General features: G+C 63.3%; 21 protein-coding genes and 1 tRNA gene. 11 read left to right on the forward strand and 11 right to left on the reverse strand.

The window, feature by feature from the left end:
• Nucleotides 1–420 precede the first annotated feature (420 nt).
• Nucleotides 421–497 (reverse strand) — tRNA-Arg (locus ACU8HS_RS15075).
• A gap of 356 nt (nt 498–853) precedes the next feature.
• Between ACU8HS_RS15075 and ACU8HS_RS15080 the strand changes: the two genes are divergently transcribed.
• Entirely contained in the window at nt 854–1,438 is a 585-nt protein-coding gene (locus ACU8HS_RS15080) for a hypothetical protein (RefSeq protein WP_447014647.1), read from the forward strand.
• 66 nt (nt 1,439–1,504) lie between these two features.
• Here ACU8HS_RS15080 and ACU8HS_RS15085 read toward each other — a convergent pair whose 3' ends face one another.
• The 3 genes from ACU8HS_RS15085 to xylF all read right to left on the reverse strand — a co-directional run bounded on the left by ACU8HS_RS15085 (nt 1,505) and on the right by xylF (nt 4,904).
• Nucleotides 1,505–2,287 (reverse strand): ATP-binding cassette domain-containing protein, encoded by a 783-nt coding sequence (locus ACU8HS_RS15085; protein ID WP_112572712.1) that lies wholly within the window; start codon nt 2,285–2,287, stop codon nt 1,505–1,507.
• 14 nt (nt 2,288–2,301) lie between these two features.
• Nucleotides 2,302–3,612 carry a sugar ABC transporter permease gene (locus ACU8HS_RS15090; RefSeq protein ID WP_112572775.1) on the reverse strand — a complete coding sequence of 437 codons (1,311 nt, stop codon included), beginning with the start codon at nt 3,610–3,612 and terminating at the stop codon, nt 2,302–2,304.
• Nucleotides 3,613–3,863: 251 nt separating this feature from the next.
• Nucleotides 3,864–4,904 (reverse strand): D-xylose ABC transporter substrate-binding protein, encoded by a 1,041-nt coding sequence (gene xylF / locus ACU8HS_RS15095; RefSeq protein ID WP_447014648.1) that lies wholly within the window; start codon nt 4,902–4,904, stop codon nt 3,864–3,866.
• A gap of 228 nt (nt 4,905–5,132) precedes the next feature.
• Between xylF and ACU8HS_RS15100 the strand changes: the two genes are divergently transcribed.
• On the forward strand, nt 5,133–6,356 hold the full coding sequence (locus tag ACU8HS_RS15100) for an ROK family transcriptional regulator (RefSeq protein WP_447014649.1): 1,224 nt from the start codon (nt 5,133–5,135) through the stop codon (nt 6,354–6,356).
• A gap of 311 nt (nt 6,357–6,667) precedes the next feature.
• Here the strand turns inward: ACU8HS_RS15100 and iolG are convergent, their stop codons facing one another.
• Complete coding sequence (iolG, locus tag ACU8HS_RS15105; RefSeq protein WP_112572708.1) at nt 6,668–7,660, reverse strand: inositol 2-dehydrogenase; 993 nt, start codon at nt 7,658–7,660, stop codon at nt 6,668–6,670.
• A gap of 154 nt (nt 7,661–7,814) precedes the next feature.
• On the opposite strand from iolG, the gene ACU8HS_RS15110 reads away from it, so the two are divergent.
• Nucleotides 7,815–8,081, forward strand: a complete 267-nt coding sequence (locus ACU8HS_RS15110; RefSeq protein WP_112706023.1) for a hypothetical protein — start codon at nt 7,815–7,817, stop codon at nt 8,079–8,081.
• Between the two features lie 93 nt (nt 8,082–8,174).
• Here ACU8HS_RS15110 and ACU8HS_RS15115 read toward each other — a convergent pair whose 3' ends face one another.
• The 3 genes from ACU8HS_RS15115 to ACU8HS_RS15125 all read right to left on the reverse strand — a co-directional run bounded on the left by ACU8HS_RS15115 (nt 8,175) and on the right by ACU8HS_RS15125 (nt 10,835).
• The gene (locus ACU8HS_RS15115; protein WP_447014650.1) at nt 8,175–9,053 is read right to left on the reverse strand and encodes a Hint domain-containing protein; all 879 of its coding nucleotides are present in this window, start codon (nt 9,051–9,053) and stop codon (nt 8,175–8,177) included.
• Nucleotides 9,054–9,299: 246 nt separating this feature from the next.
• Nucleotides 9,300–9,767 carry a hypothetical protein gene (locus tag ACU8HS_RS15120; protein WP_112706025.1) on the reverse strand — a complete coding sequence of 156 codons (468 nt, stop codon included), beginning with the start codon at nt 9,765–9,767 and terminating at the stop codon, nt 9,300–9,302.
• 57 nt (nt 9,768–9,824) lie between these two features.
• A complete protein-coding gene (locus tag ACU8HS_RS15125; RefSeq protein WP_112572699.1) occupies nt 9,825–10,835 on the reverse strand; it encodes a LysR family transcriptional regulator in 1,011 nt (336 codons plus the stop codon).
• 270 nt (nt 10,836–11,105) lie between these two features.
• Between ACU8HS_RS15125 and chvE the strand changes: the two genes are divergently transcribed.
• From chvE to ACU8HS_RS15165, 8 genes are all read left to right on the forward strand, one after another.
• Nucleotides 11,106–12,170 carry a multiple monosaccharide ABC transporter substrate-binding protein gene (gene chvE / locus ACU8HS_RS15130; protein WP_112706026.1) on the forward strand — a complete coding sequence of 355 codons (1,065 nt, stop codon included), beginning with the start codon at nt 11,106–11,108 and terminating at the stop codon, nt 12,168–12,170.
• Nucleotides 12,171–12,263: 93 nt separating this feature from the next.
• Nucleotides 12,264–13,802, forward strand: a complete 1,539-nt coding sequence (gene mmsA / locus ACU8HS_RS15135; protein ID WP_112572772.1) for a multiple monosaccharide ABC transporter ATP-binding protein — start codon at nt 12,264–12,266, stop codon at nt 13,800–13,802.
• Entirely contained in the window at nt 13,799–15,007 is a 1,209-nt protein-coding gene (gene mmsB, locus ACU8HS_RS15140; protein ID WP_112706027.1) for a multiple monosaccharide ABC transporter permease, read from the forward strand. The genes mmsA and mmsB overlap by 4 nt, the downstream gene beginning before the upstream one ends.
• A 106-nt stretch (nt 15,008–15,113) precedes the next feature.
• Entirely contained in the window at nt 15,114–16,109 is a 996-nt protein-coding gene (gene araD1 / locus ACU8HS_RS15145) for an AraD1 family protein (protein WP_112572693.1), read from the forward strand.
• A gap of 73 nt (nt 16,110–16,182) precedes the next feature.
• Nucleotides 16,183–17,616, forward strand: coding sequence for an aldehyde dehydrogenase family protein (locus ACU8HS_RS15150; RefSeq protein WP_112572691.1), 1,434 nt, complete (start codon nt 16,183–16,185; stop codon nt 17,614–17,616).
• Nucleotides 17,617–17,678: 62 nt separating this feature from the next.
• Nucleotides 17,679–19,418: an L-arabinonate dehydratase gene (gene araD / locus ACU8HS_RS15155; RefSeq protein ID WP_112572689.1), complete on the forward strand. Its 1,740-nt coding sequence runs from the start codon at nt 17,679–17,681 to the stop codon at nt 19,416–19,418.
• Nucleotides 19,419–19,559: 141 nt separating this feature from the next.
• The gene (locus ACU8HS_RS15160; RefSeq protein ID WP_112755772.1) at nt 19,560–19,802 is read left to right on the forward strand and encodes a type II toxin-antitoxin system Phd/YefM family antitoxin; all 243 of its coding nucleotides are present in this window, start codon (nt 19,560–19,562) and stop codon (nt 19,800–19,802) included.
• Complete coding sequence (locus ACU8HS_RS15165) at nt 19,799–20,236, forward strand: type II toxin-antitoxin system VapC family toxin (RefSeq protein ID WP_112757146.1); 438 nt, start codon at nt 19,799–19,801, stop codon at nt 20,234–20,236. Before ACU8HS_RS15160 ends, ACU8HS_RS15165 begins: the two co-directional genes overlap by 4 nt.
• Here ACU8HS_RS15165 and ACU8HS_RS15170 read toward each other — a convergent pair.
• The 3 genes from ACU8HS_RS15170 to ACU8HS_RS15180 form a co-directional block, all read right to left on the reverse strand.
• Entirely contained in the window at nt 20,233–20,709 is a 477-nt protein-coding gene (locus ACU8HS_RS15170) for a cupin domain-containing protein (protein ID WP_112572682.1), read from the reverse strand. The two genes, ACU8HS_RS15165 and ACU8HS_RS15170, sit on opposite strands and share 4 nt — an antisense overlap.
• Nucleotides 20,710–20,933: 224 nt before the next feature.
• Nucleotides 20,934–21,992 (reverse strand): HD domain-containing phosphohydrolase, encoded by a 1,059-nt coding sequence (locus tag ACU8HS_RS15175; protein ID WP_113412104.1) that lies wholly within the window; start codon nt 21,990–21,992, stop codon nt 20,934–20,936.
• Nucleotides 21,993–22,187: 195 nt separating this feature from the next.
• Nucleotides 22,188–23,012, reverse strand: a complete 825-nt coding sequence (locus tag ACU8HS_RS15180) for a transglutaminase-like domain-containing protein (RefSeq protein ID WP_113412105.1) — start codon at nt 23,010–23,012, stop codon at nt 22,188–22,190.
• Nucleotides 23,013–23,020 lie beyond the last annotated feature (8 nt).

A 23,020-nucleotide genomic window follows, 5' to 3' on the forward strand; every position in this document is an offset into this window, starting at 1 on the left:
TTTTCTTAAATAGACTTCATGGTTAGGCAAGTAATGATAGGTATCAGATCTGCGGTTCGTCCCACGAAGACGCCAAAATATTCTTGAAAAAATTTTCGAGGCTCCCAACCCAGGCGATCCATACTGCAAGGACTCAGTCCTTTCTTCGAGCCGGGAGATCGCGAGGGAAAATTGGGCAGGATCCACGGCTGATGGCGGGCCTCCAGCCGTGCGCAGAAGCGTTGCGGAGCGGTGAGCACCTGCCTCCAGCGCGACTTCGCTAGGAAACCTTCGGATCCAGAAGCGCCCAGTACCACTGGCACGAAGATGGCGCTTTCATTGTTTTCATTCAATTTTCTGGAAGCCGGTGTACGCTGACGCCAAGCACAGCGCATGTTGTTGCCAATCTGGCGCACGCTGATGCCAAGCACTACAGGTCAGTGGCGCACCCGACAGGATTCGAACCTGTGACCTTTGGAATCGGAATCCAACACTCTATCCAGCTGAGCTACGGGTGCATGCCTGACGATGTGACTCGTCGTCCGATGTCGTGGTTCTTAGCCTAGCTTTGGCTCTGCTTCAATCGCCAAGTTGGCGAAATTCGGCCTTGCGGCGTGCTGCGGTGTTTTCAAGGGGATGGGCTGGGGGTAAAAGCTTCCTCGTTTGGTTTGGTTTTATCGGGGGATTCGTGGGCGAGGCGGTTTTCGATCTGGCGCGGCGGGCGCGGTTTGCGGGGCTTTCGGGGAATTTTGCCCTGGGGCATGAGATTTTGGACGGGGCGGTTGCCGAGGCCGGGGCGGAGGAGGGGGCGCGGGCCTGGATTGCGATCGAGCGGGGGCGGCTTTTCAACAGTGCCGGGGAGGCTTCTCGGGCCTTGCCGTTTTTTGGCGAGGCATGGGAGCTGGCGCAGCGGGCGGGGGATCATAATCTGGCGGTCGATGCGGCGCATATGCTGGCGATCGCTTCCGATGTCGAGGCGGCCGAGCGCTGGGTGGCCGTGGCGCTCGACTATATCGACGCGCATGGGGCGAGCCCGCATTGGCGGGGCATGCTGCACCACAATCTCGGCTGGACCTATTTCGAGGCGGGGCGGTTCGACGATGCGCTCGGCGCCTTCCGGCGCGACGAGGCGATCCGCGAGGCTTCCGGCAATGCGCAGACGCTGAAGGTGGCGCGTTATGCCGTCGTGCGCACGCTCCGGGCGCTGGGGCGGCTGGACGAGGCGATCGCGCTCGCGGAGGAGGTCGTGCGGCTTGCGGATGCGGCCAATGACGCCGCGCCCTACGTCTGTGAGGAACTGGCGGAATGCCATGCGCTCAAGGGCGCGACGGCGCAGGCGCGGCACTTTGCGGCGCGGGCGCATGGCGTCCTGTCCGGCAATGCGGCCTTCGCGAAGGAGGAGCCTGCGCGGCTGGCGCGGCTTGCCGCCCTTGCCGGTGATGCGGCGGGCGCTGGCTGAGGCGGACACGAAAACTCCGCCGGCCCTTGCGGGCGGCGGAGCCTCCTGCCGGACAGCTGCCGGATATCAGAGCTGCATGGCGCCGGGGCCGGGAATGGCTTTCGGCGGCACCTTGCCGAGGATGATCATGCCGAGCACCTCGTCCTTGGTCACGTCCTCGGTGCGGGCGTGGCCGACGACCTGGCCGTTCTTCATCACCGAGACGCGGTCGGCGAGGTCGAAGACGTCGTGGATGTCGTGGCTGATGAGGAAGATGCCGATGCCTTCCTTCTTCAGCTGCTTGATGAGCTCGCCCACCTGCGCCGTTTCCTGCGGGCCGAGCGCTGCCGTCGGCTCGTCCATGATGAGGATGCGGGCGTTGAACAGGATGGCGCGGGCAATGGCCACCGACTGGCGCTGGCCGCCGGACAATGCCTTGACCGGCTCCTTGAAGCGCTTGAAGTTGGGGTTCAGGCGGCCCATCACCTCGCGCGCGGAGGCTTCCATCGCCACGTCGTCGAGCGTGCCCCAGCGGGTCTTCAGCTCGCGGCCGAGATAGAGGTTGGCGGCGGCATCGACATTATCGGCGACGGCGAGCGTCTGGTAGATCGTCTCGATGCCGAATTTCTTGGCGTCGCGCGGGTTGCGGATGTCGGCCGGTTCGCCGTTGATCAGGATTTCGCCCGAGTCGCGCTTGTAGGCGCCGGAGAGGATCTTGATCAGCGTCGACTTGCCGGCGCCGTTATGGCCGAGAAGGGCCACGACTTCGCCGGGATAGAGATCGACCGAGGCATTGTCGACCGCGTGGATGCCGCCGAAGGAGATCGAGATGTTTTTCAGTTCCACAAGGGGAGTGCGTTGTTCAGCCATGGTTCGTACTCCTCTTACTTCGCACGGGAGCGATAGACGGTGTCGAGCCAGACGGCAATGACGAGCACCGCGCCGACGACGACGTTCTGGATGGGTGTGTCGACATTGGCGAGACCCATGCCCGACTGCAGCGACTGCATGACGAGCGCGCCGAGCATGGCGCCGGCGATCGTGCCGGTGCCGCCGGCAAGCGACGTGCCGCCGATGACGGCTGCCGCGATCGTGTAGAGTTCGTAGGTCGTGCCCTGCGAATTGGCGGCGGCGTTGAGGCGGGCCGTCGAGATCGCGGCGGCGACGGCTGCGAGGAAGCCCATCAGCGCGAAGATGCGCACCGTGACCCAGCGGGTCTTGATGCCGGCAAGCTCGGCCGCTTCCGGATTGCCGCCGATGGCGAAGACATAGCGGCCGAAGCGCAGGCGGGTGGCGATGAAGGTCATGACGATGCCGACGAGGATGGCGATCAGCACCGGCACGGCAATGCCGTAGGGGATCATCAGGCCGCCTTCCGGCACGGGAATGTTGTTGGCTTCGGCGTAACGCTTGGCAATTGCCGGCGGCCAGTAATAGATGGTGGAGACCCAGATGGCGCCGAGCACCATGGCGCAGCCGAGCACGCCGAGGAAATATTCGGCCCAGAGCGGGCGGCGCGGGAAGTTGAAGCGGCGGCGCTGGTGGCGCGAGCCGATGATGGACACGACGATCAGCACGCAGGCGACCGCGCCGATGACCCAGCTCCAGGTGGCGCCGATGGCGCCTTCGGCGCCGCCGCCCATGATGCGGAAGGTGGTGTCCAGCGGCGCGACCGTCTGGCCGCTCGTGACATACCAGGCAAGGCCGCGCCAGGCGAGGAAGCCGCCGAGGGTGACGATGAAGGAGGGCACGCCCATGAAGGCGATGATGACGCCCTGGAACAGGCCGATCGCGGTGCCGACGAGAAGGCCGCAGACGAGCGTGATCACCCAGGTGAAGGAATTGTCGAAGCCCAGATATTGCGGCAGGAACTGCGCCTGGACCACGCCCATGATCATGGCGACGAAGCCGAGGATCGAGCCGATCGACAGGTCGATGTTGCGGGTGACGATGACCAGCACCATGCCGGTCGCCAGAACCGCGATTTCCGTCGTCTGGACCGAGAGGTTCCAGAGGTTTCTGGGGGTGAGGAACAGGCCGCCGGTATAGAAATGGAAGCCGACCCAGATGACCAGCAGCGCGCCGATCATGCCGAGAAGGCGGGTATCTATTTCCGTCGCCCGCAGGAAGCGCGTGAAGGGGCCTTCCACTGCCGTGCGCGGGCCTGACGTTGTCGATTGGGTGATGTCTGCCATGGGTTTGCCGTTTCCCCCATTTGTTTGGGCGCGGGCCTGCTTGCGAAAGCTGCCGGCGATCGCCCTGTTCTTGATGTGACCACCGGGACGCTTCCGAAAATAGCCGATCACGACGGCACTATTCTGGCAGGGAATCAAAGCATCCGCGGTGCGCGCGAGGACGGAGAAGCATGCACAGGCGGGCTTCATCCGCATCCGGCGCCGCAGCGGAGGCCGCTGCGGCGCCGGTCTTTCCAGTCAGCCGGCGAGGATCAGTCGCAAGCCTTGACGGTGCCGGCCTTGACGCCCTGGCAGGCTTCGGCCTTGGAGATCCAGCCTGCGTCGATGACGACGTTCAGGTTGTCCTTGGTGATGGCCTGCGGCTTGAGGAAGATGGATTCCATCTTGACCTTCTTCGGGCCGCCTTCGAAGGTCTGGACGCCTTCGATCTTGTCCATGGTCGTGCCGCCGGCGAGTTCGAGGGCGATCTCGGCAGCGCGCTTGCCGAGCTCGCGGCTGTCCTTCCAGACGGAGACCGTCTGCGTGCCGAGAGCGATGCGGTTGAGAGCCGCCTTGTCGGCGTCCTGGCCGGAAACCGGAACGGAGCCGGCCATGCCCTGGGCGTCGAGAGCGGCAACGGCGCCGCCGGCCGTGCCGTCGTTGGAGGCGACGACCGCGTCAACCTTGTTGTTGTTGGCGGTCAGGAACTGCTCCATGTTGCGCTGCGCGTTCTGCGGCAGCCAGCCGTCGGTATAGGCTTCGCCGACATTCTTGATCTTGCCGGCGTCGATTGCCGCCTTCAGCACTTCCATCTGGCCCGAGAAGAGGAAGTCGGCGTTCGGATCGGAAGAGGAGCCCTTGATGAAGACGTAGTTGCCTTCCGGCTTGGCCTTGAAGACTTCCTGAGCCTGCAGGCGGCCGACTTCCTTGTTGTCGAAGGTGATGTAGAAGGCAGCCGGATTTTCGATCAGGCGGTCGTAGCCGACGACCGGGATGCCTTCGCTGGCGGCCTTTTCAACGGCCGGGCCGATCGCGTCGGAATCCTGGGCGAGGATGATGAGGGCGTTGGCGCCCTGGGAGATCAGCGATTCGACGTCGGTCAGCTGCTTTGCGGCCGAAGACTGCGCGTCAGCGGAAATATACTTTGCGCCCTTGGCTTCGAGGGCCTTCTTAATGGCGGCTTCGTCCGTCTTCCAGCGCTCTTCCTGGAAGTTCGACCAGGAAACGCCGACGACGAGGTCGGCTGCCATGGCTGCGGACTGCAGCGAAACGAGAATGGCAGCGCCTGCCATCAGCTTGTAAATAGACTTCATAATGTCCTCCCGAGTGAATTGCAGCCGGCCCAGCATCAGCCTCCTCCGGCCACCGCGAAAGCCTGTCCAGAAAGGTTCGGATTTTTTTCTCGACAGTCGAGAAATTTAGTGTCAGAGATTTTTTCAACTGTCAACACCGCACTACCGGCTTAATTTCCTTTGACGAAAGGCCCCCGGAGATGCTGTGGCAATAAGGGGCGGAACGAACGGGGAAGAGGCGGCCGACAGATGCTGACCAAGTCGAGCACGGAGCTCGTGCGGCAGAGAAACAGCGTGCTTGTGCTCGCCACCCTTCGCCGTCACGGAGCGCTGGCTCATACCGAGATATCCGATTTCACGCGGCTGTCCTCCGCGACCGTTTCTGCGATCACCGCCGATCTGGAAAAGGCGCAGATCATCGAGAAATCCGAGCAGCAGGCGGCCAGCGGGCGCGGGCGCCCGCGCGTGCTTCTGCGCCAGCGGCGCGACTGCGGCTATCTCATCGTCGTCATCATCTCGTCCGATGCCGTGCAATATTCGCTCGTCGATTATGCCGGCAAGCTGATCGACCGGTTCAGCGAGGAGCGCTCGCACGATCCGGACGGCGCCGGCCGCTTCGTGAACGGGGTGCGGGAAGGCTTGAACCGCATCTTGTCGCGCTCGCGCATCGAACGCGAAAAGGTGCTGCTCATCTCCATCAGCAGCAAGGGGCTGGTCAATTCCACCGAGCCGGTCCTCGTCTGGTCGCCGATCTTCGGCAGCGACCAGATCGATTTCGAATCGGCGCTGAAGCCGGAATGGCCGGCCAAGGTCATCCTCGACAACGAGACGCTGCTGGTGGCGGCCGCGCTCGGCGCGCATGAGGAAAACGTCAAGGGCGGCGATTTCCGCGCGCTGGCGGCCCTTTCGCTCGGCCACAGCATCGGGCTCGGCATCGTCCGGCGCGGCAGCCACGGCGGGCACGAGGTCTCCGCGCCCAATTTCGGGCATATGCTGCACATGGCCAATGGCGGCCTCTGCCGCTGCGGCTCGCGCGGCTGCATCGAAGCCCATGCCGGTTTCTACGCCATCCTGCGCACCGCCTTCGAAGTGCCGCTCGACACGATCCCGGCCAAGTTCGTGCCGGTGGCGGAGCTCGACAAGATCGCCGCAAGGGCGCGGCAGGGCCACCGCATTTCCGGCTTCGCCTTCCGGCAGGCGGGGCTGGCGCTCGGCAACGGCCTGTCGCGCATGCTGAGCCTGACGGAGCGCATGCCGATCGCCATTACCGGGCCGGGAACCCGCTATTACGACCTGCTGCGGCAGGGGATCGAGGAAGGGCTCGGCCAGTCGCATATCGTGCGCATGGAGGGCATGCCGGAATTGCGGGTGGTGGCCGACGAGCAGAACCTGGTGTTCGAGGGGCACCTGAACCGGGCGCTGTCGGTGATCGACGAGGATATCGTGGTGGCGGGGGTTCAGGGCGGGGATTAGTGGTTCCCCCTTCGCCCCATCGGGGAGAAGGTGCCCGAAGGGCGGATGAGGGGGCCGCGGACACGAAGCTGACCGGTCCGAGCTATCAGTTTTCTCCACCGCCTAAAACGATATTATAACAAATACTTAAAGAAATCTCTGTCGGCGGTTGTGGCCCCCTCATCCGACCCTTCGGGCCACCTTCTCCCCGATGGGGCGAAGGGGAAAGTCACCGTCGCACTCTTCTTTTCCCCTACCGGCATCTCACAAAACGAGAAATGGCCGGGCAGGGACCCGGCCATCTCATGGTGGCGACCGTCGGGAGAGGGCGGTCAGCCGATCTTGACGAGCTTGCCTTCCTTGACGGACTGCACGGCGGCATCGGCCAGCGCCAGCGCCGCAAGGCCGTCTGCGCCGGAGGGCGAAATCTTCGAGCCCTTCTCGATTGCCGAAATGAAGCTGGCGATCTCGTTGGCATAGGCTTCGGTATAGCGGGTCATGAAGAAATCGTGCAGCGGCGGGCGGGTGTAGCCGTCGGCATTGGCGACTTCGATGGAGACCGGGCGCTGGTTTTCGGCCGAGACGACGCCCTTGGAGCCGTGCGCCTCGATGCGCTGGTCGTAGCCGTAGGTGGCGCGGCGCGAATTGGAGATGATCGCCTGCTTGCCGGAAGCGGTCTGCAGGATGACGGAGACGCTGTCGTAATCGCCGGCCTGCCCGATCGCCTTGTCGACGAGCACGGCGGCGGTCGCGACGACCGAAACCGGCTCTTCGCCGAGCAGGAAGCGGGCCATGTCGAAATCGTGGATCGTCATGTCGCGGAAGATGCCGCCCGAGCGCTTGATGTAATCGACCGGCGGGGCGCCGGGATCGCGCGAGGTGATCGTCACCATCTCGACATCGCCGATCCGGCCTTCGTCGATGACCTTGCGCACCGCCATGAAATGCGGGTCGAAGCGGCGGTTGAAGCCGACCATCAGCTTGGCGCCGGTCTCTTCGACAACCTTGATGCAGGCCTTGACGCGGGCAACGTCGAGATCAATGGGCTTTTCGCAGAAGATCGCCTTGCCGGCACGCGCGAAGCGCTCGATCAGGTCGGCATGGGTATCGGTCGGCGTGCAGATGACGACGGCGTCGATATCCTTGGCGGCCTCGATCGCCTCGATGCTGCGCACGTCGCAGCCATAGGCGGACGCGATTGCTTCGGCAGCCTGGGGGAAGGCGTCGGCGACGGCCACGAGCTTTGCATTGGCATCGCCGCTGACGGCTTTCGCATGGACCTTGCCGATGCGGCCGGCGCCGAGAAGACCAAATCTCACTGTCATTACTGCCTCCCTTTATTCGGAACAAATAAACCGAATTGATATAAGTTTGGAATTTTCATTCCATTTTCCAATGGCCGCGTCAAGTCCGCGGGCCTTTCACATTTGTGAAATCCATCCTAAAGACAAGTGACCGAATTGCGACAACGGACATGAGATGCAACTGATCGATCCCAACCATCCGGCCTACCGGCACCTCTGGGTGCGCGTTGCCATCGTCGTGGTCTGTTTCGGCTGGGGCATCTTCGAATTCATCGGCGGCGACCCGTTCTGGGGCGTGCTGGCGCTCGGCGCCGGCGCCTATTCCTTCTATATGCTGATCTGGACTTTCGATCCGAAGCCGCCGGAGACGGCGGCCGCCGTCACGCCCGACGAGGAGGACGGGGACGGGCCGGAAAACGAAGGGGAAAAGAAGGCCGAATAGGCGAGAGGCGGCGCGATCCAGGGGGATGCGCGCCGCGCTGCGGCAGAGGTAACCGGCACCTGCGCTGCGAAGGCGGGCAAGGCCCGCGCTGTGTCAGCGCGACAGTTCGCTTGCCTGCGCGTCGATCTTTTCGCAGGCATCGGCGAACGGATCGCGCATCGGCACCAGCGGCGAAGCGCCGAGCAGGAGCAGCGCCTTCAGGTGCTTCCAGCCGCCTTCCTCGCCCAGAACCGGCGCGAAGGAGGCCATCGCGGCGGGTTCCTGGCCGTAGAGGCGCCGGTATTGCGCGAAATTGGCGAAGGCTTCGAGGCTGCTTTCCAGAAGGCGGTAGCTTTCGGCGGCGGCCCCTTCGGCCAGGATGACGTCATGCGCATCGAGCAGGACGCCGTAATATTCCACCGAAGCCCCGTCTGCCGGGACGACCGGGGCGATGATGGTGCCGTTGACGAGATCCTTCACGCGGATCAGCACGCCGTTCAGGAACAGCGCGTGGTCCGGCGACAGGTAGAGATCGGCATGGGGCGTGCGGGCATCCAGCGCATGGCGGCGGATGCGGACCGGCACGACGCCCTGCTGCCAGCGCTGGCCGCTTTTCCTGAAGACCTGGCGGCCGACCCACCGGACCGGGCGGGTGCCGCCGCCGGCAAGGGCGACACGGTCGCCGATGCGCAGGTCCTCGACCGGCTTTTCACCGCGATCGGTGAGGATCGCCGTGCCGCGCAGGAAACATTGCGCATTGCCGCCGCCGCCGGGGCCGCCATGCCCGCCCGAGCCGCCGTTGCCGCCCGAACCGCCATGCCCGCCGGAGCCGCCGTGCCCCCAAAGCCGACCCAGCGCATGGGCGGGCGAGGTGGAAATGGCCGTCGCCAGGGCCGCCACGCCGGCAAGCCTCGTACCGGCGGCCGCAACGACGCCCAGAAAGTGCCTGCGCGCGCTGTTGCGCGGCAGTTTCGGATCTTGTGAGGATGTCATGACGCAGGTCCCTTCGATAACATTTTTATCCGCCTATGTTACAAGGGGTTGCATTGCGTTCAATTTCGCTAAACTGCGCTGGTATCTACCAATAAGGGAGTAGGCAGGGGCTATCGTGCTGGAAAAATGACGCCGCTGCCGGCACCAAAAGCTGATGAACTATATGCCATCGACGCGTGAAACTCTGGAATCGGACACGTTTAAGGTGCGGGCCGGGAGCGCCCGCGCGTTGCGGCCCGAAAGGCGCTAATTGCGCGGCAGGCGGCGCATGGCCTCGTCGATCAGCAGGTTGGCGATCATCATGCGCCTGTTCGCATTGTCGCGGAAAGGCGGGGCGACGCGATCGGGGTGGTTGGCCCTGGCGAAGGCGCGCCGCTTCTCGTTGAGGACCTGCTGGCTGTCGGCCGGAGAGAGCGCCAGTTCGGCGGCGATCTCCTCCGGGGCGATGCGGGCGAGATGTTCCGGCATGACCGGTTCGGGCGAGGGGGCGGGCGCCGGCGGCGCCTCGGCTGAAGGCTCGGGGCCGAGATTGTCGAAATAGGCTTCGCCGACACGCTGTGAAGCGGCCGAGACGCCTTCCATCACATCGAAGGCAAGGCCGGTCGGAAAGCCGGAGACGCGGTGGACGGCCGGTTCTTCCGTTTCGCCGGCCGCGTCCTCTTCCGCTTTCAGCCGTTCGAGAACGGATTGGAATATCGATTGTCCGAACAGCATGCGCCTTCCTTTTCGAGCGGCGCATTAGACGGCGCCAAGGTGGCGCCGGGCTGGATTTCAGGTTTCGGACTGGCGCACGCTCTCCTGCAGGATGAGGTCGTAGAGCAGCCGCGCGCTCGGCGGCAGGGCGCGTTCGCGCACGGTGATCATGCTGTAGGGCTTGACGTTGATCTCGAAATCGATCGGCAGGATGCGCACGTCGGAAGCGTTGGAACTCTGCGAGGCGAGGAAATGGGCGACATCGACGGCAACCGGGGCGATCGCATCCGTCTCGCAGACGATGGCGCAGGTCAGAAGCAGGGACGAGGTGTTGACGACGTTCTGCGGCAGTTCCACGGCGCGCGACAGGAAGATATCCTCGATCGTGCGGCGCAGCAGCGTGCCGGGCGGCTGGAACACCCAGTCGTAATTCCTGACCTCTTCGAGGCCGCTCGGCTCCTTCCTCTTTAACAGGGGATGGCCGCTGCGCACGATGAGGCAGGCCTTCTCGATGCCGATCTCGCGCACTTCGAAGAGGCGCGGATTGAGGTCGTCGGGAATGCGGCTGATGATGAAATCGTGGCGGGCGGCCAGAAGCTCGCGCGCGAGCACGTTGCTGGTCTCCACCTGGATGGAGACCTCGATGCCGGGAAAGGTCTTGCGCACCGTGTGGATGGCGGGCACGACGAGGCTCATGGCGGGGGCCGTGACGGCGCCGATGAAGACCGAGCCGCCCTTGCCGCTCTTCAATTCGCCGATCTCGCGGCTGGCCTCGCGAAGCTCCAGAAGGATCTTGCGCGCGCGCCTGGCGAGCGCCTCTCCGAAGGTCGTCAGCGTCACGCCGCGGGCCACCCGCTCGTAGAGCGAAGCCTTCACGATCGATTCCATATCCGACAGCATTCGGGAGGCCGCCGGCTGCGATATGTTCAGCACCTCGGCGGCGGCCGAAATCTGCCCGCTATCTTCGATTGCGACAATCATACGCAGGTGATTCAGCTTAAGTCCCGCACGCAAAAGGCCGTCATCGCCAAAATTGTCGCTGTTAATGTCGACATGGTCCAACGAAAGGGGCTCCGAGATGATCGTCATGGTTGCAGCCTCCCCACTGCGCTCCATCAAAAGTAATACTTTTTAACGATATACCAAATTTGTTATGCATATTACCAGTTATTCTATTTGACAGTTATAGGAATCCATACCAGTTTGCCGCCGTGTGCTGGTTGGCACTCAACACGTGTGAGATCGTGGAGGAGACCTACTTCGTTTCTCACCATCTGAAGTAACTATCCAATACGGAACCTGCCACAGTTTCGGGGCGGGCGATTTTTCGTCCGCCAATCTTTAACAAGGGAGAGAGAAATGAAATCCATTATCTCATTGATGGCTGCGGCTGCCTTCGGCGTCGCATCGTTCGTTATGCCGGCAATGGCACAGGACAAGGGTCTGGTCGGTATCGCCATGCCGACGAAGTCCTCCGCCCGCTGGATCGACGACGGCAACAACATCGTCAAGCAGCTCCAGGCCGCCGGCTACCAGACCGACCTGCAGTATGCCGACGACGATATTCCGAACCAGCTTTCGCAGATCGAAAACATGGTTACGAAGGGCGCAAAGGTTCTCGTCATCGCTTCGATCGACGGCACGACCCTCTCAGACGTTCTCCAGAAGGCTCATGACGCCGGCATCAAGGTCATCGCTTACGACCGCCTGATCCGCGACTCTGCCAATGTCGACTACTACGCCACGTTCGACAACTTCCAGGTTGGCGTTCTCCAGGCCGGCACGATCGTCGACAAGCTCGGCCTCAAGGACGGCAAGGGCCCGTTCAACATCGAACTCTTCGGCGGTTCGCCTGACGACAACAACGCCTTCTTCTTCTATGACGGCGCAATGTCTGTCCTGCAGCCCTACATCGACTCGGGCAAGCTCGTCGTGAAGTCCGGCCAGACCGGCATGGACAAGGTCGGCACGCTGCGCTGGGACCCGGCAACGGCCCAGGCCCGCATGGACAACCTGCTCTCGGCTAACTACACCGACGCCAAGGTTGACGCCGTCCTGTCTCCCTACGACGGCCTGTCCATCGGCATCATCTCGTCGCTGAAGGGCGTCGGCTACGGCACGGCCGACCAGCCGCTCCCGGTCGTCTCCGGCCAGGACTCGGAAGTTCCGTCGATCAAGTCGATCATCGCCGGCGAACAGTATTCGTCGATCTTCAAGGACACCCGCGACCTCGCAAAGGTCACCGTGCAGATGGTTGACGCCGTCATGTCCGGCAAGGAGCCTGAAGTCAACGACACGAAGACCTACGACAACGGCGTCAAGGTCGTTCCGTCCTACCTGCTGAAGCCGGTTGCCGTCACCAAGGACAACTACAAGACCGTCCTGATCGACAGCGGTTACTACACCGAAGACCAGCTGAAGTAATTCTGAATGGCCGGGACCCGCGTGATTGCGGGTTCCGGTCTTCGATTCTATGATCGCCGGGCCATTTCCGGTCGCGGCGTTGGGTTTTTAGTCATGGAAAATACAATCCTCGAAATGCGGAACATCACCAAGACGTTCCCGGGCGTAAAGGCGCTCGAGAATGTGAACCTCAAGGTTCGTCAGGGTGAGATCCACGCATTGGTGGGCGAAAACGGGGCCGGCAAGTCGACCCTGATGAAAGTGCTCTCCGGCGTCTATCCGGCAGGAAGCTATGATGGCGACATCGTCTACGAAGGCGAAGTGCGCAACTTCAAGGTTCTGAAGGATTCCGAAGAAATCGGGATCGTCATCATCCATCAGGAACTGGCGCTCGTGCCGCTCCTGTCGATCGGCGAAAACATCTTTCTCGGCAACGAGAACGCCAAGAAGGGCGTCATCAGCTGGGAAGAGACATTCAACCGCACCAAGCAGCTTCTGGCCAAGGTGGGCCTGCGCGAATCTCCGAACACGCTTGTCACCGACATCGGCGTCGGCAAGCAGCAGCTCGTCGAGATCGCCAAGGCGCTGTCGAAGAGCGTCAAGCTGCTCATCCTCGACGAGCCGACCGCATCGCTGAACGAAAGCGATTCAGACGCGCTGCTCAACCTGCTCATGGAATTCCGCCGGCAGGGCATCACCTCGATCATCATTTCCCACAAGCTGAACGAGATCCGCAAGGTCGCCGACCAGATCACGGTCCTGCGCGACGGCATGACCGTCAAGACGCTCGACTGTCACAAGGACGAGATCAGCGAAGACATCATCATCAAGAACATGGTGGGCCGCGACCTGGCCGACCGCTACCCGCCGCGCTCCGTGCCGATCGGCGAGACGATCTTCGAAGTCAGGAACTGGAACGCCTTCCACCAGCACCACCGCGACCGCCAGGTCCTGCACGATATCAACGTCACCGTCCGCAAGGGCGAAGTCGTCGGCATTGCCGGCCTGATGGGTGCGGGCCGCACCGAATTCGCCATGAGCGTCTTCGGCAAGTCCTACGGCCACAAGATCACCGGCGACGTCTTCGTCGACGGCCAGAAGGTGGACACCTCGACGGTGCGCAAGGCGATCGATGCCGGTCTCGCCTATGTGACGGAAGACCGCAAACATCTCGGCCTCGTGCTGAACGACAATATCCTGCACAACACCACGCTCGCCAACCTGCTCGGCATCTCGAAGAATACCGTCATCGACGACATCAGGGAGATGAAGGTCGCGACGGACTATCGCTCGAAGCTGCGCATCCGCTCGTCGGGCATCTTCCAGGAAACGGTCAATCTTTCGGGCGGCAACCAGCAGAAGGTGGTGCTGTCGAAGTGGCTGTTCTCCGATCCGGACGTCTTGATCCTGGACGAGCCGACACGCGGCATCGACGTTGGCGCGAAATACGAAATCTATACTATCATCAACCAGCTTGCCGCCGATGGAAAGGGCGTTCTGATGATCTCGTCGGAAATGCCGGAACTGCTTGGCACATGTGACCGCATCTATGTGATGAACGAAGGACGCATCGTCGCCGAACTGCCGAAAGGAGAAGCAAGCCAGGAAACCATCATGCGCGCTATCATGCGCTCAGGGGAGAAGAAACAATGACTCCTGTCAACCCGACAACCTCAGAGGAAAGCAACGTCGTTTCGATTGGCGACTATATCCGCGGCAATATCCGCGAATATGGCATGCTGATTGCGCTCGTCGCGATCATGGTATTCTTCCAGTTCTATACGGGCGGCATCCTGTTCAAGCCGGTCAATATCACGAACCTGGTACTGCAGAATTCCTTCATCATCATCATGGCGCTCGGCATGCTGCTGGTGATCGTGGCCGGACATATCGACCTGTCGGTCGGCTCGATCGTCGCCTTCGTCGGCGCCCTGGCGGCCATCTTCACCGTTTCCTGGGGCATGAATTTCTGGCTGGCGGGCCTGCTCTGCCTGATCGTCGGCGGCGTCATCGGTGCCGCGCAGGGCTATTTCATCGCCTATCACCGCATTCCGTCCTTCATCGTGACGCTCGCCGGCATGCTGGTCTTCCGCGGCCTGACGCTGACCGTGCTCGGCGGCAAGAACATCGGCCCGTTCCCGAAGGAATTCCAGGTCATCAGCACCGGCTTCCTGCCGGGCGACATGGTCGACATTTTCGGCATCCCGACCCAGCTCACCTCGCTGGTGCTGACGGTCATCCTGCCGGTCGTTCTGTTCTATCTCGCCTGGCGCCGCCGCAAGGTCAACGAAAGCCACGGCATCGATGTCGAGCCGATGGGCTTCTTCATCGGTCAGAACCTGCTGATTTCGCTGGCCATCGTCTGGCTGGGCTGGCTGCTGTCGACCTATAAGGGCCTGCCGAACGTCCTCATCGTCATGCTGGTGCTCATTGCCGTCTACAGCTTCGTCACCCGCCGCACGACGATCGGCCGCCGCATCTACGCCATGGGCGGCAACGAGAAGGCAACCAAGCTTTCGGGTATCAATACCGAGCGGCTGAGCTTCTTCACTTTCGTCAACATGGGTGTTCTGGCCGGTCTCGCCGGCATGATCGTGGCGCTGCGCCTCAACTCGGCGACGCCGAAGGCCGGCGTCGGCTTCGAGCTTGACGTCATCGCGGCCTGCTTCATCGGCGGTGCCTCGGCTTCGGGCGGCGTCGGCAAGATCACCGGTGCAGTCATCGGCGCATTCATCATGGGCGTCATGAACAACGGCATGTCGATCGTCGGTCTCGGCATCGACTTCCAGCAGATGGTCAAGGGCGCGGTTCTGCTCGCCGCCGTCTTCTTCGACGTCTACAACAAGAACAAGGGCTGAGCTTCGGCCCAGCCCCCGCATCGCAGTCATATGAAAACTGAATTCCGGCTCCTGTTGGAGCCGGAGCGGCGAAGCTTTGCCATCGCCAAACGAAAGGATTAGGACCGTGCTTATCTCGCAGATCAAGGGCGCCAGCGGAGAAATCATCGTCGCCGTGCGCGAACCGGGTGCCGCCGCCAAGGCCGTCAAGGGTGCCACGAGCGTCTACGCCCTGGCGATGGAGGCCGCAGACAGCGGCAAGTCTCTCGTCTCCGTCATCGAGGCGCATGGATATGGCGACGCCATCGATCTCGAAAAGGTCTATGAGGAAGGCCGCTTCCTGCCGCCGATCACGCATCCGGATGCCGCGCACCTGCATCTGACGGGCACCGGCCTGACGCATCTGGGATCGGCGGCAACGCGCGATTCCATGCACAAGAAGACGACCGAGGCGGCAGAGGAAACGCTGACCGACTCGATGAAGATGTTCAAGATGGGCCTCGAAGGCGGCAAGCCGGCGGCCGGCCAGAAGGGCGTGCAGCCCGAATGGTTCTACAAGGGCAACGGTTACGGCGCGGCAGCACCCGGCGCCCCGCTCGTCTCTCCCTCCTTCGCGCTCGACGGCGGCGAAGAGCCTGAAATGGCCGGCATCTACGTGATCGGCAAGGACGGCACGCCGTTCCGCATCGGCTTTGCGCTGTCGAACGAGTTTTCCGATCACGTCACCGAGCGGATCAACTATCTCTTCCTCGCCCATTCCAAGCTGCGCCCGGCAAGCTTCGGCCCGGAAATCCGCATCGGCGCGGCGCCGGAGGATATTCGCGGCACCTCGCGCATCAAGCGCGGCAACCATGTGATCTTCGAAAAGCCGTTCCTGTCCGGCGAGGCGAACATGTCCCACACTTTCGCCAATCTGGAATATCACCATTTCAAATATGGCCTCTTCCGCGTGCCGGGTGATGTGCATGTACATATGTTCGGCACGGCGACGCTTTCCTTTGCCGAAGGCATCAAGACGGAAGAGGGGGACGTTTTTGAAATCGAGGTGGCCGAATTCGGCCTGCCGCTGCGCAACCCGCTGAAGGTTGCCGCCGAGGAAGCGATCGCCGTCAAGCAGCTCTGATTTCAACTGTGGTCTCAAGGGCCGGCCGCCCCGCGGGCCGCCGGTCGCTTGTCATAGAGGAGGCTTTAGGCCCATGACCATCCATCAGAATCTCATTGCCGGCGAATGGACCGGCACCAATGCCGCCGAAAACATCAACCCGTCCGATACGAACGAGGTCGTCGGCCTCTACGCCCAGGCGAGCGCCGAGGATGCGAAGGCGGCGATCGCCGCCGCCAAGGCGGCTTTCCCGGCCTGGTCGCGTTCCGGCATCTGGGAGCGCCACGTCATCCTGAAAAAGGCCGGCGACGAGATCATGGCGCGCAAGGACGAGCTTGGCGCGCTTCTCGCCCGCGAGGAAGGCAAGACCCTTCCGGAAGCGATCGGCGAAACCATCCGTGCCTCGCAGATCTTCGAATTCTTCGCGGGCGAAGCCCTGCGCCTTGCCGGCGAGGTCGTTCCTTCGGTGCGCCCGAATATCGGCATCGAGATCACCCGCGAGCCGCTCGGCGTCATCGGCATCATCACGCCCTGGAACTTCCCGATCGCCATTCCGGCCTGGAAGATCGCGCCCGCACTCTGCTACGGCAACACGGTCGTCTTCAAGCCGGCCGATCTCGTTCCCGGCTGTTCCTGGGCGATTGCCGACATCCTGCACCGCGCCGGCCTGCCGAAGGGCGTTCTCAACCTCGTCATGGGCAAGGGCTCGGTCGTCGGCCAGGCCATGCTCGACAGCCCCGACATTGCCGGCATCACCTTTACCGGCTCGACCGGCACGGGCAAGCGCGTCGCCACGTCCTCCATCGAGCATAACCGCAAGTTCCAGCTGGAAATGGGCGGCAAGAACCCGATGGTCGTGCTCGACGACGCGGACCTGACCGTCGCCGTCGAGGCGGCCGCCAATTCCGGCTTCTTCTCCACCGGCCAGCGCTGCACGGCCTCGTCGCGCCTGATCGTGACCGAAGGCATCCACGACAAGTTCGTGGCGGCGCTCACCGAAAAGCTGAAGACGATCGTGGTCGACAACGCCATGAAGCCCGGCACCCATATCGGCCCCGTCGTCGATGCCCGCCAGCTGCAGACCGATACCGATTACATCAGGATCGGCAAGGAAGAGGGCGCCAAGCTTGCCTTCGGCGGCGAGCTCATCTCGCGCGAGACGCCCGGCTTCTACCTGCAGCCGACGCTGTTTACCGAAGCGACCAACCAGATGCGCATCTCGCGCGAGGAAATCTTCGGACCCGTCGTCTCCGTCATCCGCGTCAAGGATTACGAAGAGGCGCTGGCGACCGCCAACGACACGCCGTTCGGCCTGTCTGCCGGCATTGCCACGACCAGCCTCAAGCACGCGACGCATTTCAAGCGCAATTCCGAGGCCGGCATGGTGATGGTGAACCTGCCGACCGCCGGCGTCGATTTCCACGTTCCCTTCGGCGGCCGCAAGGGCTCGTCCTACGGCCCGCGCGAGCAGGGCAAGTACGCCGCCGAGTTCTACACAACCGTCAAGACCGCTTACACGCTGGCCTGAGACACAGCGCGATGACCCTGGCCGTACGAGGCGGTCAGGGGATATCCTGAAGGACAGAGACTATGAAGAAGAAAGCAGAATGGCCGCGTAAGCTGAGGTCGCAGGAATGGTACGGCGGCACGAGCCGCGACGTGATCTACCACCGCGGCTGGCTCAAGAACCAGGGTTATCCGCACGACCTGTTCGACGGGCGCCCGGTCATCGGCATCCTCAATACCTGGTCGGACATGACGCCGTGCAACGGCCACCTGCGCGAGCTCGCCGAAAAGGTGAAGGCGGGTGTCTGGGAAGCCGGCGGTTTCCCGCTGGAAGTGCCTGTGTTCTCGGCCTCCGAAAACACGTTCCGCCCGACCGCGATGATGTACCGCAACCTTGCGGCGCTCGCCGTCGAAGAAGCGATCCGCGGCCAGCCGATGGACGGCTGCGTGCTGCTTGTCGGCTGCGACAAGACCACGCCGTCGCTGCTCATGGGGGCGGCATCCTGCGATCTGCCGTCGATCGTCGTCACCGGCGGCCCGATGCTGAACGGCTATTTCCGCGGCGAGCGCGTCGGTTCCGGCACGCATCTGTGGAAATTCTCCGAAATGGTGAAGGCCGGCGAGATGACGCAGGCCGAATTCCTCGAGGCCGAAGCCTCGATGAGCCGTTCGTCCGGCACCTGCAACACGATGGGCACGGCTTCCACGATGGCCTCGATGGCCGAAGCGCTCGGCATGGCGCTGTCCGGCAACGCCGCCATCCCCGGCGTGGATTCCCGCCGCAAGGTGATGGCGCAGCTGACCGGCCGCCGCATCGTGCAGATGGTCAAGGACGACCTGAAGCCCTCCGACATCATGACCAAGCAGGCCTTCGAAAACGCCATCCGCACCAATGCGGCGATCGGCGGTTCGACCAATGCCGTCATCCACCTGCTGGCAATCGCCGGCCGCGTCGGCATCGACCTTTCGCTTGATGATTGGGACCGTTGCGGCCGCGACGTGCCGACCATCGTCAACCTGATGCCGTCGGGCAAATACCTGATGGAAGAGTTCTTCTATGCCGGCGGCCTGCCGGTCGTGCTCAAGCGCCTCGGCGAAGCCGGCCTGCTGCACAAGGATGCGCTGACCGTCTCCGGCGAAACCGTCTGGGACGAGGTCAAGGACGTCGTCAACTGGAACGAGGACGTGATCCTGCCGGCCGAGAAGGCGCTGACGCAGTCCGGCGGCATCGTCGTCCTGCGCGGCAATCTCGCGCCGAAGGGCGCCGTCCTGAAGCCGTCTGCCGCTTCGCCGCACCTGATGGTGCATCGCGGCCGCGCGGTCGTCTTCGAAGACATCGACGACTACAAGGCCAAGATCAACGACGACAGCCTCGATATCGACGAGACCTGCGTCATGGTCATGAAGAACTGCGGTCCGAAGGGCTATCCGGGCATGGCCGAAGTCGGCAATATGGGCCTGCCGCCGAAGGTGCTGAAGAAGGGCATCACCGACATGGTGCGCATTTCCGACGCCCGCATGTCCGGTACGGCCTATGGCACCGTCGTGCTGCACACCTCGCCGGAAGCCGCCGTCGGCGGTCCGCTCGCCGTCGTCAAGAACGGCGACATGATCGAGCTCGACGTGCCGAACCGCCGCCTGCATCTCGATATTTCCGAGGAAGAGCTGGCAAAGCGCCTCTCCGAATGGCAGCCGAGCCACGACGTGCCGACCTCGGGCTATGCCTACCTGCACCAGCAGCATGTCGAAGGGGCCGATACCGGCGCCGACCTCGACTTCCTCAAGGGTTGTCGCGGCAACGCTGTCGGCAAGGACAGCCACTAAGGCCTGTCGGGGACAGGAAAACGATGAAGAGGCGGGGCCAAGGTCCCGCTTTTTTGTTGGCCGGCGGGAGCGCCTGCGAGCGATCCTTGCGCGACAGGGATATGGCGCTATATTCTGTACATATGTACAGGAGATATGGTCATGTCGAAAACGGTCGGCGCAGCGGAGTTCAAGGCGAAATGCCTGAACCTCATCGATCAGATGGGCAGGGACCATGAACCTATCGTCATCACAAGGCGCGGCAAGCCGGTCGCGGTGTTATCGCCGGCGCGGCAGAGCGGCGTGCGCAAGAGCATTATCGGCGCGCTGAAGGGCAGCGTACAGCGCTACGACGATCCGCTGGCTCCGGTCGCCGAGCCCGAGGACTGGGACGCCGTCCGTTGATCGTCATCGACACGCATATCCTCGTCTGGGCCATGCAGGACGACGCGTGCCTTGGCGCAGAGGCCCGGCAGGTCATCGACGAGACGGCGGAGAAAAGCCGGATCCTGATTTCGGCGATCACGCCCTGGGAGATCGCAATGCTGGTCGAGAAGGGGCGCCTGGCGCTTGGCGACGATGTCGGGCGATGGATCGATCAGGCGCTGTCCCTGCCGGCGCTCCAGGTCGCGCCGATCGAGCCGTCCATCGCCGTCGACAGCGTCCGGCTGCCCGGCGAGTTCCACGCCGACCCCGCCGACCGCATCATCGTGGCGACCGCCCGCTTTCATCGCATACCGCTGCTGACCGCCGACCAGGCGATCCTCGCCTACGGCGCGCGCGGCCATGTTCAGGTTCTTGCGGCTGTCCAGGCCATGACCGGGCGCGTGTCGCCCTAACGGCCGACGCTTTCGGCCACGAAGAGTTCGACGCCGTTGCGCCGGCCGACATCGACCAGGCGCTGAATGTCCGGCGGCTCGCCGGTCTGCGGCGGCAGCTCCCGCGTTCCCGGCGGCATCGGATCGCCGGCCTGCGAGAAGAAGGCGTCATGGACCTTGCCGGGCATGTTGATGATCAGCATGCGCGACGGCTTCTCGTCGATATTGGTGAAGGCGTGGACGGCGCCCGGCGGCACCTTGACGAACGTGCCGGGCGTTGCGACGCGCTTTTCGCCCTCGATCATGAACTCGTATCTGCCTTCCAGCACGTAGAAGGATTCGTCGTCTGCCGGATGCCTGTTGGGCGGCGCACCGGCGCCAGGCGCGGTGGTGGCCTCGACGAGGCTGAAGGCGCCGCCCGTGTCGGGATTGCGGGCGATGAAGCGCACGAGAATGCCGTAGAGATGATAGGTATCGGTCTGGATTGCTGACATGGCATGTCCCCCGGACGTGATGCAATCGGCCCGAGATCGGAAACGATCTTCGGAAGGTCCGATGCGTCGTTTCAAAGAACCGGAGCGTCCCTTGTGCGTGCGAGTGGACGCGCGGCGCTCCGGAAGTGTCATGCTTGCAGCACCCTTATAACACATCCGCGGCGCCAGATGATGACGCCAAGTTGTATTATACGAATGGGGGTTGCGCCTAACCCGAGCGGGTGTCAGCCGTGCGAGCGCAGGGGCTCGTCCTTGCCGCCGGGCGGATCGAAAAGCGTGCGGATGGCCGGCCACTTGCGGCGGAAGGCGGCGACGCAGGCGGGGTCGAAATGCGTGCCGCTGCAGGCGATGATTTCGGCATAGGCGGTCGCGACCGGCCATGCCTGCTTGTACGGGCGCTCGGAGCAGAGCGCGTCGAAGACATCGGCGACGGCGACGATGCGGGCTTCGAGCGGGATCTGCTCGCCGGCAAGGCCCTGCGGGTAGCCGGTGCCGTCCCATTTCTCGTGGTGCGCGCCGATGATGGCGGTGGCGACGCGGGAAAGCTCGGCGGAACTGTTGCGCAGGATCGATACGCCGATCGGCACGTGCTCGCGCATCTTCTCGATCTCGTGCGGCTCCAGCTTGCCGGGCTTCTGCAGGATGGCGTCGGGAATGCCGATCTTGCCGATATCGTGCAGGGGGGCGGCGAGATAGATGTTGCGGCGCTGGATGCGGTCCATGCCGAGGCCTTCGGCGATCAGCTCGGAGATCGTGGCGACCCGTTCGATATGGTCGCCGGTATTGCCGTCGCGCGAGGCCATGGCCTGGGCCAGGCACCAGATGATTTCCTGTTCGCGCATGTCGGCGCGTTCGCTGGCGCGGCGGAAGGCCTGATCGAGCGAGCGGGCGCGGTCGACGAGGGCGAGCTGGGCGCTGCGCAGGGCGAGGAGATTGACGATGCGGGCCTCGAGCTCCAGCGGATCGAAGGGTTTGGCCAGGAAGTCGGTGGCGCCCGCTTCCAGCGCCTCCAGGCGCACCGAGCGTTCCGTCTGGGAAGTAATCATCACCACGGGCACGGTTTCGTAGCCGCGCTGGCCGCGCAGGCGGCGGATCACGTCGATGCCGCTGAGCTCGGGCATCATGTAATCGACCAGCACGATGTCGAATTCGACAAGCTTCGCGCGTTCCAGGGCTTCCAGCGGATTGGCGAAGCTTTCGATATCGCAGCTGGCGAAGCGGCGGACGGCGGTTTCAAGGGCAAGCAGGCTGGATTTGCTGTCGTCGATAATAAGAAGAGACATAACGACCTACTGAAATCTCTCAATAAAACAGGCCGGCGCCCGCAACGCCGGTGCCCGCAGATGCGAGCGCTAACAGGCCCACAGCTTCCGCCTGCCGGTTTAACATCGGGTTAGTTCAAAGGGGAGAATTGGCTGCAATCGCAATTATTGCGTGTCTCACAGCGCAAAATCGCTGGGACGGACCGGCCTTGCCCGTCAGCTCTGGCTCTGGCTCTGCATCTGGCCGCCGTTTTCGACCTTGACCGTGACCGAAAGCTTCTCGCCCGGCGTGCCGATGCGCATGCCCGATACGGGTGCAGCGTCACGGTAGCAGAGGCCGGAGGCCATGCGCACATAACGCTCGTCCGGGCAGATCTTGTTGGCGGGATCGAAGCCGACCCAGCCGAGGCCGGGAATATGGGCCTCGCCCCAGGCATGGGTTGCGGCCTGCTCGACCTTCTCGTCCATCATCAGATAGCCGGAAACGTAGCGCGAGGGGATATCGAGGGCGCGGGCGGCGGTGACGAAGATATGGGCGTGGTCCTGGCACACGCCGGCCTTCTTCTCCAGCGCCTGTTCGGCCGTGGTTTCCGTGCCGCTGGTGCCGGGCCTGTATTCCACCGCCTCGTGGATCGCCGCCATCAGGGCATGCATGCGGGCCAGTTCGTTCTCGCCCGTGATGCCTTTGACCAGTTCCTTCACCAGCTTGCCGCTCTTCGTCAGCGGCGTCTCGCGCAGGAAGAGCCAGAGGGGGCAGAAGCCGGTATGGGGGCCGGTAACGCCGTTGCGATCCTCGGTTTCGACCTCGCCTTCGGCGACGATGCGCGTCACCTGCTGCTCGCCTTCCAGCGAGACGAGGTTGACGTGGTTGCCGTACTGGTCGTCATATTCGACCTCGGGCTTGGCGCCTTCGACATTGAGCGACCAGTTGAGAACGGTCTGGCCGGCCACGCTCGGCGGCGTCAGGCGCAGGCGCTGCAGGGAAAACTGCGCCGGCTCGTCGTAGCGGTATTCGGTGAGGTGGCTGATCTTCAGTCTCATGATCTGAC

It is taken from the genome of Rhizobium sp. KDH_Rht_773_N, assembly GCF_052946295.1.